The 14828-nt window shown below is 42.6% G+C and carries 12 protein-coding genes; 7 read left to right on the top strand and 5 right to left on the bottom strand.

Translation table 11 applies throughout. The features are described from left to right. Positions 1 to 108 precede the first annotated feature (108 nt). The 4 genes from JSY38_RS12335 to JSY38_RS12320 all read left to right on the top strand — a co-directional run bounded on the left by JSY38_RS12335 (position 109) and on the right by JSY38_RS12320 (position 5379). Complete coding sequence (locus JSY38_RS12335) at positions 109 to 1140, top strand: SRPBCC family protein (RefSeq protein WP_205113441.1); 1032 nt, start codon at positions 109 to 111, stop codon at positions 1138 to 1140. Positions 1141 to 1200: 60 nt separating this feature from the next. After that, positions 1201 to 1398, top strand: coding sequence for a hypothetical protein (locus tag JSY38_RS12330; RefSeq protein ID WP_114411283.1), 198 nt, complete (start codon positions 1201 to 1203; stop codon positions 1396 to 1398). Between the two features lie 121 nt (positions 1399 to 1519). Beyond that, complete coding sequence (gene pepQ / locus JSY38_RS12325) at positions 1520 to 2803, top strand: Xaa-Pro dipeptidase (protein ID WP_205113440.1); 1284 nt, start codon at positions 1520 to 1522, stop codon at positions 2801 to 2803. A gap of 425 nt (positions 2804 to 3228) precedes the next feature. Then, positions 3229 to 5379: a methyl-accepting chemotaxis protein gene (locus tag JSY38_RS12320; protein ID WP_205113439.1), complete on the top strand. Its 2151-nt coding sequence runs from the start codon at positions 3229 to 3231 to the stop codon at positions 5377 to 5379. Between the two features lie 119 nt (positions 5380 to 5498). Here JSY38_RS12320 and JSY38_RS12315 read toward each other — a convergent pair whose 3' ends face one another. Next, the gene (locus tag JSY38_RS12315) at positions 5499 to 7352 is read right to left on the bottom strand and encodes a bifunctional sugar phosphate isomerase/epimerase/4-hydroxyphenylpyruvate dioxygenase family protein (protein ID WP_205113438.1); all 1854 of its coding nucleotides are present in this window, start codon (positions 7350 to 7352) and stop codon (positions 5499 to 5501) included. A 318-nt stretch (positions 7353 to 7670) separates the two neighbouring features. Here JSY38_RS12315 and pcaQ point away from each other — a divergent pair, with 318 nt between their 5' ends. After that, positions 7671 to 8636, top strand: a complete 966-nt coding sequence (pcaQ, locus tag JSY38_RS12310; protein WP_114411287.1) for a pca operon transcription factor PcaQ — start codon at positions 7671 to 7673, stop codon at positions 8634 to 8636. Positions 8637 to 8706: 70 nt separating this feature from the next. Here the strand turns inward: pcaQ and aroQ are convergent, their stop codons facing one another. From aroQ to JSY38_RS12290, 4 genes are all read right to left on the bottom strand, one after another. Next, positions 8707 to 9159 (bottom strand): type II 3-dehydroquinate dehydratase, encoded by a 453-nt coding sequence (gene aroQ / locus JSY38_RS12305; RefSeq protein WP_114411288.1) that lies wholly within the window; start codon positions 9157 to 9159, stop codon positions 8707 to 8709. Between the two features lie 51 nt (positions 9160 to 9210). Continuing rightward, positions 9211 to 10143, bottom strand: a complete 933-nt coding sequence (locus JSY38_RS12300; protein WP_205113437.1) for an AEC family transporter — start codon at positions 10141 to 10143, stop codon at positions 9211 to 9213. Positions 10144 to 10226: 83 nt separating this feature from the next. Then, a complete protein-coding gene (locus JSY38_RS12295; RefSeq protein ID WP_114411290.1) occupies positions 10227 to 10934 on the bottom strand; it encodes a GntR family transcriptional regulator in 708 nt (235 codons plus the stop codon). Between the two features lie 154 nt (positions 10935 to 11088). Beyond that, positions 11089 to 11943: a shikimate dehydrogenase family protein gene (locus tag JSY38_RS12290; protein ID WP_205113436.1), complete on the bottom strand. Its 855-nt coding sequence runs from the start codon at positions 11941 to 11943 to the stop codon at positions 11089 to 11091. A 507-nt stretch (positions 11944 to 12450) separates the two neighbouring features. On the opposite strand from JSY38_RS12290, the gene JSY38_RS12285 reads away from it, so the two are divergent. Next, on the top strand, positions 12451 to 13665 hold the full coding sequence (locus JSY38_RS12285) for a LysR family transcriptional regulator (protein WP_205113435.1): 1215 nt from the start codon (positions 12451 to 12453) through the stop codon (positions 13663 to 13665). A 149-nt stretch (positions 13666 to 13814) separates the two neighbouring features. Then, positions 13815 to 14762 (top strand): Gfo/Idh/MocA family oxidoreductase, encoded by a 948-nt coding sequence (locus tag JSY38_RS12280; RefSeq protein WP_205113434.1) that lies wholly within the window; start codon positions 13815 to 13817, stop codon positions 14760 to 14762. Positions 14763 to 14828 lie beyond the last annotated feature (66 nt).

The raw sequence follows: 14828 nt of genomic DNA, 5'->3' as shown, positions 1-14828 counted from the left end.
CATTAAACACTATGCTGTGAAAAGCAAGATTCTGATTGCCTAATAACGAAAATTAGCCGATAAGCGCTAAATCAAATGCTGCATATGCACATGAAAGGTGAGGCAAATATGGTTGTCATGTTACTACTGGTTACGTTTTTAAGTGCTCTAATATTTGCGTATCTTATTCTCTTAAAAGGTCGGTTTTTTAGCCGACAAAATGCAGTCATTGATGCTCCTATCGATATAGTTTCAGAAGACCTAGGCGATTTAACAAATTGGCAAAGCTGGTTACCTTGGCTGCTTTATGAACCAAAAGCCCATGTCGATTATGAATACCTAAACTCAGGTATTCATTCAATTTTCCCCTCCTGCTTAGTATGGCAAGGTAAACTGATTAAAGAGGGATATATTACTTTAGAGCCATCACGCTCTGGGGCGCATTATTTTCATACATTGTTAGAAGCGCCAGCGTTTTACCCATGCGACGTGCATTTCAATATTGACCTGACCAAGCAAAAAGGTCGTACTTTAGTAACTATCCAAATCACAGGGAACTTGCCATTTTTTCAACGCTGGAAACAAGGCGCTTTTAATATCCGCGCCGAAAAAGACGCAGAATTGGCTCTTCTAAAAGTTTTAGCGTATCTCGGTAAATACAACACAACATCAGATCAAGAATACAATGCGCCAACATTTGAATGGTTGGAGCAAACCAAGTTAGATAATGTCGATGCAGTCACCCGCCCTTTCGTTGTAAATAATCAGCCAATGTCACAAAAAATGGATCAAGGTTTTCATGATTTAATTACCGAACTGGGCCCAGAAAATCCTCCTGCAGGCCCCAGCTTCGCTCTTTATAAAAAAGCGGATATTATCCATCATTATTTTTCGGGGAAACTTGGCATTCCCATACAAAATTTGTCGCCCTGTGAACTAACCCCCGAGCGAATAATTTTACGAGGCAACTATTTACACTTGCGTTATACGGGCTGTTACCAAAATTTATCCCTCGCTTGGCACGTGCTCTATACCTTTATGCGCCTAAATAACATACGCGTAAATCGTCGACACTATGGCGTCGAGATATTTGAAGTAGGCCCATTACAAACTCATATCACTAAAGATTATGTGACTTGTGTGTATTTACCGATCAAATAATTGGCTTAAGTGACGTTTTGTGGGAAAGTCTAAGTTCTCACAACAACAAGGAAACATGAAATGGTTGCTTCACCCAAAATTATGCAACTGGTCGAAAGCCTCTTGCGCATTATTTTAACCATTCTTTTCTTCTATGCGTTCAAAGGCTTATTTGAAGTAGATAACGATTTGTTGCTGGCCTTCTTCTCTATCCTTTGTGCGTTTGTTACCTTTAAGGGATTAGTTATCATATTCAATAAAGTAACAGCAAAAAAATAATGTCAGAACACGTTAATTTTAGCGAATTCTAAATAGTATTATTCCCCCTGATTACATAACGCAGTCTTAAAGGACGCAAGACTGCGTTCGAGCTAACACTACAGATATACACGAGTTTTCTATGACCACAGCCTACCAAGAACACCTCGACGTTCTTTCCCATCGATACGAAGACGCCATGGCATATTTTGGCCTAGACGCCATTGTTTTAGCCTCTGGGGAAAAAAGTTATTACTTTCAGGATGATCATACTCACCCGTTTCACGCTTATTCTGGCGCCCAACAATGGTTGCCCTTCAGCCTAGGTGCAGAAACCTTTATCGTACTTAAAACGGGTGAAAAACCAACTTTGGTTTGGCCAGTACGAGACGATTTTTGGCATGCGCCGAATCCTGTTCCGAGCGGTGATTGGCAGCAAAATTGGAATATTGTTACGGCGAAAAAAACGGATAAATGGTTTACCGATTTACCCAAACAAATCGCTTGGCTTGGCCCACAAGCCATGTCATTCGCTGTCGCTTGTGAGGGTTTAAAAGCCTACGTAGATTTTGACAAAGCAGTGAAGACCGACTTTGAGATTCAAGCCATGCGTCAAGCCAGCATTCGCGGCACAGCTGGTCATATCGCGGCGAAAGAAGCTTTCTTAGCGGGCATGAGCGAGCTAGAGATCCATCTTGCATTTTTAAAAGCCAGCCAACAAACTGCCACACAAGAGCCTTACCCAGGAATCGTCGGTTTAAATGAGCACGCTGCTGTGCTGCACTATGAGCATAAATCCATAGAGAAAATGCCAGACTCTCGCACATTGTTAATTGACGCTGGCGCCAACGAACATGGTTATGCCAGTGACATCACTCGTACTTTTACCCGTCACGATGATGACTTCAGCGCCTTGGTAGAAAGTCTTGATATGATGGAACAAAAGCTTTGTCGCAGCGCCATGTCTGGTGTTAGCTTCCGCGATTTGCATCAAGATACGTTAGCTGGTATTGCGTCTTTGCTGCACGAACATAAAATTTGTGCACTGAGTGTCGAAGAACAATTAGACAAACGCATCCCACAGGTTTTCTTCCCTCATGGCTTGGGTCACCTACTTGGCTTACAAGTTCACGATGTTGGCGGACATCAAGCAGATAAAATGGGCGGTCTCAGTATGCCTGATGAACATGCTCCCTTTTTACGTCTTACAAGAACACTAGAGAAAAATATGGTAATCACCATAGAGCCAGGACTGTATTTTATTCCGATGCTACTGGATAAAATGCAAGCAGACATTCCAAATCATGGCTGCGATATGAAACGTATTCAGCAGTTCATGCCTTATGGCGGCATTCGAATTGAAGACAATGTGGTAGTTAAAAATGACCTACCCGAGAACCTCACTCGCAATGCTTTTTTTGTTTAAGCATTTGTAGACCTTTTAAGCCTCATACTTTAAAACCTCATTAATATCGGCCCATTAGATATTAATGAGGTTTTTTTATATTTCAAAAGTGGAATATGGAACTAGTATGAAACTCTTTTAGATCAACTAATTATTAACAGAAAAAGAAATTCGCCCCAAAAAAGCGCCTCTTTTTTCACTTTTAACAGCAAAAAAGCACCAAAACAAAGCAAGAAAAAATCAAACCATCATTATGGGATTTATCCTACTCAATAAATCCACTGCATAATTAATCAGAGATAGAGAATTATAATGCTTATTTATAAGTTAATAGAACATCACACTAAACTTTAATAAATACTTAACTATGGCTAGATTATTGCTCGATATTAACTCCCCTCAAAGCGTTGCAACGAAGTAATGCTTACTGTAATGGAGCCCAATATATGAGTTTAAAAAGCAATCAGATGTTACTCTCACAGGCTGAACGTCGTTGGTTACCTTGGTTTGGCAGTAATGGCCGCCTCTCACTTTTTTGGTCATGTTACCTAAACAAATGTACTTACGAAAATGTCGAAAAGACTTTCGAGAGTATCGCTAACACAAGAGTGAAACTATTAGATACTTGGGTTAACAATCAATGGTCCCAACTGGATGTGCTACTCGAAATCATTGCAGGAAATTTCCCAAAAATAGATCAAGGAGCCTTAGAAGAACGTCTAAATATCGTCCCTGATGTGTCTGAATACTTTATCATTGATACCCAAGGAAAAGTGCTCAACTCAACGTCAAAAGCTCATGTAAACAAAATAGATCTACAAGCAAAAGCCGTCGAAGCCGGTATCAAAGAACCCTTCCTTCATGGTCCTTATGTTGACCCAAACACACTAAGCATCGGTGCTTCCAGCTCAAAATTCCATGACGCTGTCACACTGATGTTCTATCTACCAATTAAACAAAACGGTATCAGTGTCGGAGCTGTTTGCGCCAGAGTCCCTAATGATGCTGTTAGTGATCTTATTCAGCGCGAAGCTGGTCATATTTATAAGGAATCCGGCGATAACTATTTATTCATGGTGAGACCTGAATTCGACAAATCCATACTTCCCGGTACAGCACTTTCCCGTTCACGTTTTGAAGATAACGCATTCAGTCATGGTGAAAATCTAAAAGGCGGCATCAATACAAAATTCGGCACAGTAAAAGTTCAACAACATACTGAATTTGAAATCCGCTTTACCGATCCAGCAACAAAAGAACTGCATCCAGGTGTGAGAGAAACCATTAAGAATGGCCAAAATCTTTTTGTGACTTACCCAGGTTATTCTGACTATCGACATATTCCGGTTATCGGCAAAGGCGTAACCTTTCAACTAAAAGGCAGCCCAGACACTTGGGGCATGATGTGCGAAGGCGATTTAGAAGAAGTTTACCGTCGCCGCTCTATCAACTTAAAACTAATGAAAAGCTATCTACTGGCTTCCAGTATTCCTCTTGTCGTTAGCACCTCATTACAAGCTTTCACAAACTTATCTATCATCTTGACCAGCATAGCGGCTTTCGCCAGTTTAGGCGTTGCAGGACTCCTATTTAATAAGCTCAGCACCAAAAGAATAAGCAATAGCATGAACGAAATGACCGAAGTGATACAAACCATCGCTGAAGGTGAAGGCAACCTAAAACAACGCCTTGACGATAATCTTTCCAACGATGAAACAGGCGATATGGGACGCTGGATGAACAGTTTTATCGACAACCTAGATACCACCATGGGCCAAGTTATTTCAGCCAGTACTAATGTCAAAAAGTCTAATGACTTTATGGTTCGTACTAATGAAGAAGCTAGCCAAGCCTCGCATTATCTCGAGTCCACAGTTGAAAGCATGCTTAACGTATTTCAACAACAAATAAACGAAGTACAAAGCGCTTCTAAAACTGCAGATGATTTGAAGCAAGCTATGAATCAAGTCGCAGCAGAAACACAGTCTCGCCTAGAAAGCGCCAAAACAGGCACACAAGAAATACGTGATGTAGTACGAGCCACAGCAGAGTCGGTTAAATCCCTTGACCAAAAAACCAACGAAGTGGCAGGTATAATTACCACTATTTCAGACATCACTAATCAGACCAACCTTCTGGCACTCAATGCAGCTATTGAAGCGGCAAGAGCTGGTGAACATGGTCGTGGGTTTTCTGTCGTTGCTGACGAAGTTCGTAGTTTGGCCTCAAAAACGGCTTCAGCAGCAGAAGAGATACAAGCCATGCTTGAAGGTATTCAGGAAGAAACACGCGGTGCTGTAAGTTTTATGGAAAAAGGCGCCGAAAACGTCGATAAGAATCTACTGGCGAATGAACAAAGTAACACGGGCGACAGCGCCTTGTACGAATTAGTCGACACCATGTTTGATGCCATTTTATTGCTGAATAAAAGCAATAAAGAAAACGCCAAAACAGCTCATGAAATGGGCGCAGCGACAGAGCAAATGCAACGTTCAATCGCCGCACTACAAAGACGCTCATCACGTGTTGGATTGTCGGCTTTGAAGCTCAATTCGTTGGTAGGTCAATTTCAAGTGACAGGTAACTCCCAAGCTTAATAATTAATAGATTAGAAAATCATAAGCGTAAAAAAACCGGAGGAAGCTTCCTTCCTCCGGCATAGTTTCCTCACAAAAGGATACGCCTAAAATACATCATTCCCCGCAATGACAATGATTTATTTTTTCTCTTGGCGCGCCTGTGAGGCAAGACGGACAAATGCATTGGCTTCGCCATAACGGCTGTAATCACCAACACGTTGAATAACTTCAAAAAAGACGCCATGCACCTCTTCTGTATAAAAATGGAAGAATTCGCCTTCGTCATTTTGGTCATACATGATGTTGTGTGACTGCAATTTTTTAATCATATCTGAAGACAAGCCAAAGCGTGCTTCAATATCACGATAGTAGTTCTGTGGAATGGGTAGCTGTTTTTCGCTATCAATGTTTTTTGCCGCGGCAAAAATATCATCACAAGCAAACGCAATTTGGTGCACGCCAGAACCTTTAGATTTTTGAATGAAGCGTTGTGCCGAGGCATCACGAGCATTGGTCATGTTCAATGGAATTCGCACACGTTTGTCTTTACTTAATGCGGTACGGCTCACTACTAACCCGTGAATATCGGGCAAGTCTTGGCTGGCATCGATATCGAAACCAAACACGGATTTATAGAAGAAAGACGCCGACAAAAAGTCAGTGTTGGAAACGGTTTGGCCAATGTGATCAAAGCGAGTTAAGCCAACGCCCGTTTCACCTTGAATGCCTTGAATGGGTTTAAAGTCCACTTCAAAAAAACGTACCGCAGCGTCTGCAGAAACAAGATACACCAAGCTATCACCAATACCTCGAAGCGCTGGGATGTTTAATTCCCCAGGACCGGCTTGGTTTTCAAAACGCTCCACTCGATAACGCTCAGCAAGAGACAAGGTCGCTTTGACGTTTTCAGAGGCAAACGCCATCGCACAAACTGACACACCATGCTTTTGATAATGCTCGTGGGCTTGGCTTTTCGGTTCGCGGTTTAAGATCAGATTAATATTTCCTTGGCGCATCAAGCTAACGTTTTTAGAACGGTGTTTATGGGTTTCATGAAAACCTAACTGGGCCAAAGTATTGGTTAACGCTTCTCCGCTTTCGCCTTCAATGGCAAACTCAATAAACTCAACATCACTCACTTGTGGCGCTTCAATTGGAGCCGTTTTCTCTTCACGTTTGCTCACCGTTTGGTCATCAAGCCAAATCAATGAACGCATACCATCAATGGCTTTTTCTAATGGCGAAGAAGAACGAAATTCGTCGTTGAAAATTTCATGAGACAAATAGTCATCAAAGCCTTTGTCTTTCAAAACTTGTAAAAATTCGACGACAGGCATGTCGCCTTGACCAGGGAAGCAGCGGAAATGTCGGCTGTATTGCAACACGTCCATTTGTAGACTTGGCGCATCAGCGACTTGCACAAGAGCAATCTTGTTTAACGGTATCTCATCGCGCAATACGTCTAGCGTGTTGCCACGGGAAAACATATGGAAAGTGTCTAAAATGATCCCCAAGTTTGGATGGTCGACACGTTTAACCAAATCCCATGCTTCATGGTAATCGGCGATATGGTAACCCCAAGCAAGCGCCTCATAACCCAGCATGATGCCTTCTTTTTTGGCTATTTCAGCCAGAGCAAATAAGTCCGCGGCGCAAACGTCACGATCCGCAGATGAATAAGGCTGCACGTTACTGCAAAACAACAAACGATTCGTACCCAGCTCATGAGCAACATCGATTTTGTGCTGCAACATCTTTGCCTTTTGCGAGCGCATTGGCTCAGGCATACCTTCCATATCGCGGAATGGCTGTAAGGCGATAATATCCAAACCTAGATCTTGCGCCATACGGCGCACATCTTTTGGCGTACCATCAAACTGAGTTAAGTCATTTTCGAAGATTTCCACGCCTTGAAAGCCGGCTTTTGCCGCTGCTTCGAATTTTTCTCTCAGCGTGCCAGATATGGTTACGGTTGCGAGTGCTGTTTTCATTCTTACGCCCTGTCTGTCTATATTTCATAACGAAAACGATATATGAGAAACAAACCTGTTTTTTGCTTCAATATTTACTAATATTGATGCTAGCACAAGATTTTGAGATTGGACGTCATCTTAAGAATGAAATAAAGCGCCAAAAATATATCGAAAAAGGAATACATGACACCTTTTCAATGGCGCAACATAGGAGTGTAATATAGGAAAATCATTCCCTTATTGGCGCTTGTAACACGCCTAATTACTTAGTGACTGACGACCTAATAGCCAAGTTAGCTGCGACCGAAACCATGCGTGTACGATGGGAGACTTTTCATGTTAGAAAACCGTATTAAATATCGCCACCTTCAATGCTTTTTAGAAGTCACGCGCCAAGGGAGCGTGGTTCGCGCTGCCGATGTATTAGCGCTTACCCAACCCGCTGTATCCAAAAAACTCAAAGAGTTAGAAGATATCTTGGGGGTTAGACTACTAGAAAGAAGCAAGAAAGGTGTTGAGCTCACGCCTTTTGGAAAAGTGTTTTTAGAACATGCCAGCACTAGTGTTGCAGCATTGCGAGAAGGTACCGAGCGCGTCGCTCAAGCACAACAAAAAGGCATTAGTAGTATTAGTATTGGCGTGTTGCCTACCGTTGCCACGAGTATCCTACCAGAGTCGGTAAAACGCTTTCGCACTGGCGGTCTTGATGTTCGACTTCACCTCGTCTCTGGCCCCAACGCTTTGTTGATGAGTCAATTGAGAGTAGGTGAGTTAGATTTAGTTGTCGGACGTTTAGGCGTTCCTGAAACCATGTCTGGCTTATCCTTCCAACATCTATATTCTGAGCAAGTCACCTTTACCGTTCGCCCAAATCATCCTTTGCTGACAAAAGAAAACTTTAAAATCAGCGATATTGCCAATTACACCGTGCTCTACCCACCAAAAGGCTCCATTACAGCGCCTTATGTAGATCGTTTTTTATTATCCCAAGGGGTTAGCACTCTCACCGATAGAATCGACACAGTATCAGATTCATTTGGTAAAGAGTTTATTCGCAACAACGATGCGGTGTGGATTATTTCTCGTGGTGTTGTTGCTCGCGAGATTTCGGATGGCGAGCTAGATGAGCTACCAATTGACACAAAAGAGACCTTGGGTGCTGTTGGGTTAACCACACGCGCCGATTCACACCCCTCTCTAGCGTTAAAGCTATTTATGAATGCTATTCGCGACACAGCACAAACATTAGACAGCTACTATAAACCCATTGACCACCACCACAAAGATAGTCCCATAATTTGAAGGTAGACGCTTGAGACAAAACAGATATAGACCGCCAATATCTGCCTGTATCTGTTTTGGCTTAACGGACTTATGCCTTAAGCTTGTGTACCAAACCTTGAATACCTAAAACATAACCTTGCACACCCATACCGACCACAATTCCCGCTGCAGCAGGTGATATATAAGAGTGGTGACGAAACGCTTCGCGAGCGTGTACGTTAGAGATATGGACCTCAATCACTGGCACGTCGGCACCTTTGATTGCATCGTGAAGTGCAACGGATGTGTGAGTATAAGCACCTGGATTGAATACAACACCCAACACTTCACCCGCTTTAATTCGACGACCTGCCTCGTGGATAAGATCAATCAGTACACCTTCGTGATTAGATTGATGACATTCCACTTCATGGCCTAATGATAGCGCTGCTTCGCGGCACATAGCTTCTACATCAGCTAACGTCTCGTAGCCATAGGTGGCAGGCTCACGAGTCCCCAATAAATTTAAATTTGGACCGTTCAACACCATGATGGTAGACATAATAGTAGCTCCTATAAATCAGCGTAAATATTCAATCAAACTTTCTAATTTTTATACAAAGAATCGCAGCAAGACACTTAAAGTAAAAAATGACATTACTGTAGTAATCAGCAAGGTGCTGGCGCAAAAACTGCGAGCGCCGTATTCCCCACAAACAATAGGATAAGAGCTAAACATGGACACTGAAGCAAAAATAATCACCGCGATTTTTAACTCTTCAGCCATATTAGGCACTAATAGTAATAACAAGGTAACAATCACTGGAAATAGTACCAACTTACCTACTGCCACCAGTAAAATGGGGCTTAATTGGCCTTTAATCGATACACCAACCAAAGACCCACCAATCACAATCAGTGCTGCCGCAGAAGCAGATGCAGCCAGTAGGTCAAAACCTTTACCAACAAAGTTTGGCAAACTGAGTTCAAAAATAGAAAACACCAGACCTGCGGCTAAAGCAATTAACAGTGGATTGGTTGAAATACGTTTTAAAACAACGATAAAAAGACCTTTCCCATTACTCTCACCCTTACCTAATACTGTCTCTATAAAAATCAAGCAAATTGGCAAAAAGATAATATTTTCGATCATCAACGACATGACAAAGGCCTGCGTCAATGAATCATCAAAGAACTGCAATAAGATAGGAAAGCCAATAAAGGCACTGTTTGACATGGTCGCACCAACACCTCTCACACCGGCGTCTACCAAACTACTTTTCAATAATCGCCAGCTCAGAAATACAATGATAAAAAAGGTCGCTAAACCACTCGCGGCATACACCGCAAGATAATCAAAATGCAGAACTTCTTTTAACTCCATGCTAGAGAGTTTCATGAAAATTAGAGCCGGCAAGGCAAGATACAAAACAAACCGACTCAATCCAGGAATTGCAGCTTGCGGCAGAAAGGAATATCGAACACAGATAAATCCCACAAATATCAAAAAAAAGATCGGTGCTGTGATGTTTATTACGGCTTCCATGTCACCATATCCTCGTGGTTTATTGCGTTATATGCTTTAAACTCGGCTAGAGTTTTCATCATAGAAATCATATCGAATGAGCGTTAAGCGATAGCTTTAGATTTTGTATTGAGTGATATTTTTTCAGGATCTGGTAGGACCAACCCTTTCTGGATATGCGAATCTAAGATAGTCAATACTGACTCAATTTCATCATCAAGAAGATGTTTAAGCAGTTTCTGATGCTCTTCTACAGAAGCTTGGCCGCGAAATGGCCGGCGGTGTAACGCCAACACCTGATAACGCATATAAAGCTCAATCACTGATGCGTGGTAACGAATCAACTGCTGCGAACCACAATGAGACACCATGGTAACGTGAAAGTCTCGGTCAGCTTTTTCCCATGCCTGAACATGGCTACCTTCATCTTCCATCATCAGCTTTTCAACACAGTTCAAACGAAAATGCGCGCTGATCAAAGCGGACTTCCATTCCATATGACCTATTTTATTTTCCATTGATTTGCGTACTGCCGACAACTCCAACATTTGTCTCAGCTCTAATAATTCACGCAAATCGGCGGTAGAAACGGGTTTTACCGTAAAACCTTTTTGATCTACAAATAGTACAAAACCATCTGATACTAAGCGCATCAAGGTTTCACGTAAGGTATTCACACTGGCACTGTAACGAATACGCAAGGCGTTTAATTTAAGCTTTTCACCTGGAGAAAGCTTACCCGTTACGATATCTGAACGTAGCTGCTCATAGACAGATTGCCCAACCAATTTACGGTCATCGGAGTTAATCATAGAAAATTTTAAAGGCCTTTTCTTTTTCTTGTAAGACCTCTGCACTATATCACGAGAAAAGTTATCTTAGTGGATAAACCAAACTAGAAGACGCCATTTGGCGTCTTCTCTTCATCACTCATTCTATGAATTTATTTAGTTACCAACAATCTCTCTAGATCAATGAGCTCACTACATCGTATTTTTCACGGAATTGATCCCAAACAGGTTTCACATCCGTTACTTCCTGACCAGTGAAGATTTCGAAAGCATCGATTCCTTGATAAAAGAACAAATCAAAGCCAGACACAATTTGCAGACCTTTTCTATTCGCTTCTACCAAAAACTCAGTATCCATTGGGGTATAAACAGCATCGAATGCCCATTTCTGATTGCCAATAAACTCAGCGGATAATGGCATACCAGGGCTTTTAATATGTCCTACTGGCGTACAGTTAACCAAGCCATCAGCTTCTGCAGCCGCGGCTGCCATGTCTTCTTTCGCAACAACTCGCGCCTTGTAGCCTGCCTCGTTAATAGCATCGACCAATGATTGAGCACTGCGTTCACTCAAATCGGTAACAAGTACTTCAGTCGCACCCACTTCAAATAGAGCAAAACCAATAGCACGACCAACGCCACCCGCGCCGATCATTAATACCTTGCCTGCAGGTAAATCTCCTACTCGGCCTTTATAACCTCGGATAAAACCAGTGTAATCAGTATTAAACGCACGGATTTTACCGTCTTTCAGTAACAAGGTATTGCTAGCACCGACTTTTTTCACTGCGTCGTTTACTTCGTCTGCGCTGTCTATAGCGATCTGCTTATAAGGAAAAGTTACATTCGTACCAACAAAGCCCAAGGAACGAATTTCAGCAAGTTTGGCATTAAAGGAACCCGCAGTATCATCTTCAGGCACTTGTAACTGATAGTCCACTGGCAGCTGTTTAAGTTCGCCTAGCATCATATGCAAAGAAGGAGAACGAGAAGCGGCAATAGCCTGACCAATTAGACCTAGGTGTAACATTGTAGCTGTCTCCAACGTATTCCAAAAAAGAACGTCATATTCTTAATAATTAAATAGAAAAGGATAAAAAGCCTCCTTTATCTGGGGTAAAAGAAGCGTATACCAAAACTCACGGTTTGTTGTATGACAATTTGACATGTATTTTGATAGGAAAATTCATATCAGTATAAACTATTTCTAGAGACTTCCGCCGTCTTCAGTCATATCAAAACTACTTAAAAGCAAGATTATCCAACAGACACACAAACCCACCACGCTCAACAAAGCCACCTTATGATTACTCAATAACGTGATGAATTCATTGCCACGAATAGGAAACACATACCCAACTCCAACTTTGATATAGGCCCAGTTTTCTCCATTTAAAAAATAGAACACCTACATTCCATGTAAACTTATCAAATGATTTTTTTCTGTCCAGACTAAGAATAAATAAGCGATGAACCCATAATGTCTATTCATTAAATATTCATTTTTGATATAGTTGGAAGAAAATAAGGAGGTCATATGGAAATAGCGATACCAAACTTACGGCATCTGCGCGTATTTCTTGCCGTGGCTGAACTCAAAAGCATCACACGAGCTTCTGAGCATATATTTCTATCTCAACCAGCCATAACACAAGCCATTGCAAAACTCGAAGGCTTACTGGGTGCGTCTTTGTTTGAGAGGCATTCTGATGGCATGTATCCCACTACGGCTGGCGAAGTCTGGCAAAAGCGTGTTAGCCGCGCGATTGATCATATCCAACGCGCGACACAAGACATCGTCAAAGACAATACTCTAAAAGAGCGCGCACCAAAGAACTTAATCGCTTTGATCAGCACGACCCAATTAAGAGCGTTAATTGCCGTGAGCGAAGCACAAAACTTCAGCATTGCCAGCCGGAATTTGGCCGTATCACAGTCTTCAGTGCATCGCGCAGCAAGAGACCTAGAAAGACTGCTTGGGGTGGTTCTGTTTGAAAAAAACAGCCTTGGCACAAGTGCGACGAAAGCGGCTCAGACGTTATCCAAAGCTACAAAGTTGGCTTTCAGCGAATTACGCCAAGGTATTTATGAGATCAACGCATTACAAAGCAAAGATGTCAGCATGATAACCGTTGGTAGTATGCCTCTAGCGCGTATGACCATTCTGCCCAAGTCGATTTTACAATTTAACGAACGTCACCCTGATGTGAACATCAATGTCACAGAAGGTCCATACACCGATTTGCTTCACCACTTACGCCAAGGTGACATCGATATTATCTTAGGTGCATTACGTCATCCAACACCAGCTGACGACGTCGTTCAGGAGGAGTTATGGGCACCACCATTGTCAGTGGTGGCACGTAAAGGTCACCCTTTAATGGGCAAACAACATATCAGCGCAAAAGATCTCGCTGAGTTTGCTTGGGTTGTTCCCGCCAAAGGCACACCCACTCGACAAGCCTTCGAAGACATTTTCAACGACGCAGATATCGCCCTACCTACACGCTTAGTTGAGTCCAGTTCACAGATACTGATTCGTGAACTATTAATTGAAAGCGACCGATTAACATTAATATCTGCACACCAAGTGGAGCGCGAAATTAATATTGAATTACTCAATGAGATTAACTTCCCACTGGATCATACTCGTCGACCAATTGGGCTTTGCGTCCGAAAAAGCTGGCTTCCGACCGTCACACAATCCCATTTTCTCAGCTTGTTACGCGATATCTCCGAACGTTTTCGATGAAAAACTTAAAAGCCTTATTGCAAAAAATGAATAGCTTATGCGGTTTATGGATTATCCCCATAAGATATCGAATGTTAAATTTATCAGTAAGATAAAACCTAAATTTCGTTCAATAATAACGACATGAAATCTTGAATAGGAGCAGACGAATGAGAATTTGTATCGCTGGCGCATCTGGCGCTTTCGGCATGAAACACATGGACGCCATTGCGGCGATCGAAGGTGCAGAAGTCGTTTCTGTTGTTGGCACTAAAATCGATGCGATCAAAGCGTTTGCTGAAGAGCGCGGCGTTCCTCACTACACGACCGATTTAGCAGAAAGCCTAGCCCGTGACGACGTTGACGCTGTCATCCTAGCAACACCAACGCAAATGCACGCTGCGCAAACTATCCAATGCCTTGAAGCTGGCAAACATGTCATGTCTGAAATCCCAATGGCAGACAACATCGAAGACGCTCGCAACGTGGTTGAAGTGCAGAAGAAAACTGGCCTAGTTGCGATGGCTGGTCACACTCGCCGTTTTAACCCTTCCCACCAGTGGATCCACAATAAGATTATGGCGGGTGAATTAAACGTTCAACAAATGGACGTGCAAACTTACTTTTTCCGTCGCTCGAACAAAAATGCCCTTGGCAAAGCCCGTTCTTGGACCGACCATCTACTATGGCACCATGCTTGCCACACGGTAGATTTGTTCCAATACCAAACAGGTGAAACAGCCAGCAAAGTCCAAGCACTTCAAGGTCCAATCCATCCAGAACTTGGCATTGCCATGGACATGAGTATTGGCATGAAAGTGCCTAACGGCGCAATCTGTACCTTGTCATTGTCATTCAACAACGATGGTCCATTCGGTACTTTTTTCCGTTACATTTGTGACAATGGTACTTATATCGCACGTTACGACGACCTATTTGATGGCAGCGAAAACAAGATTGACCTATCTGGCGTTGCGGTTTCAAACAACGGCATCGAGCTACAAGATCGCGAGTTCATTGCAGCAATCCAAGAAGGTCGTGCACCAAACTCTTGTGTTACGCAGGCTATCGAAGCGATGGAAACCCTACATCGCCTTGAAGAATGTCTAGAAGCCTAAGTCCCAATAGTCTAAAGTGACAAGACGCTAAAGTGACTCAACAACACTCAAACGGGGAGCTTCGGC

The organism is Marinomonas foliarum (genome assembly GCF_016906065.1).
GTDB classification, from domain to species: domain Bacteria; phylum Pseudomonadota; class Gammaproteobacteria; order Pseudomonadales; family Marinomonadaceae; genus Marinomonas; species Marinomonas foliarum.
Note: the sequence above shows the minus strand (reverse complement) of the source record. Positions and strands in the feature narration are given on the sequence as shown.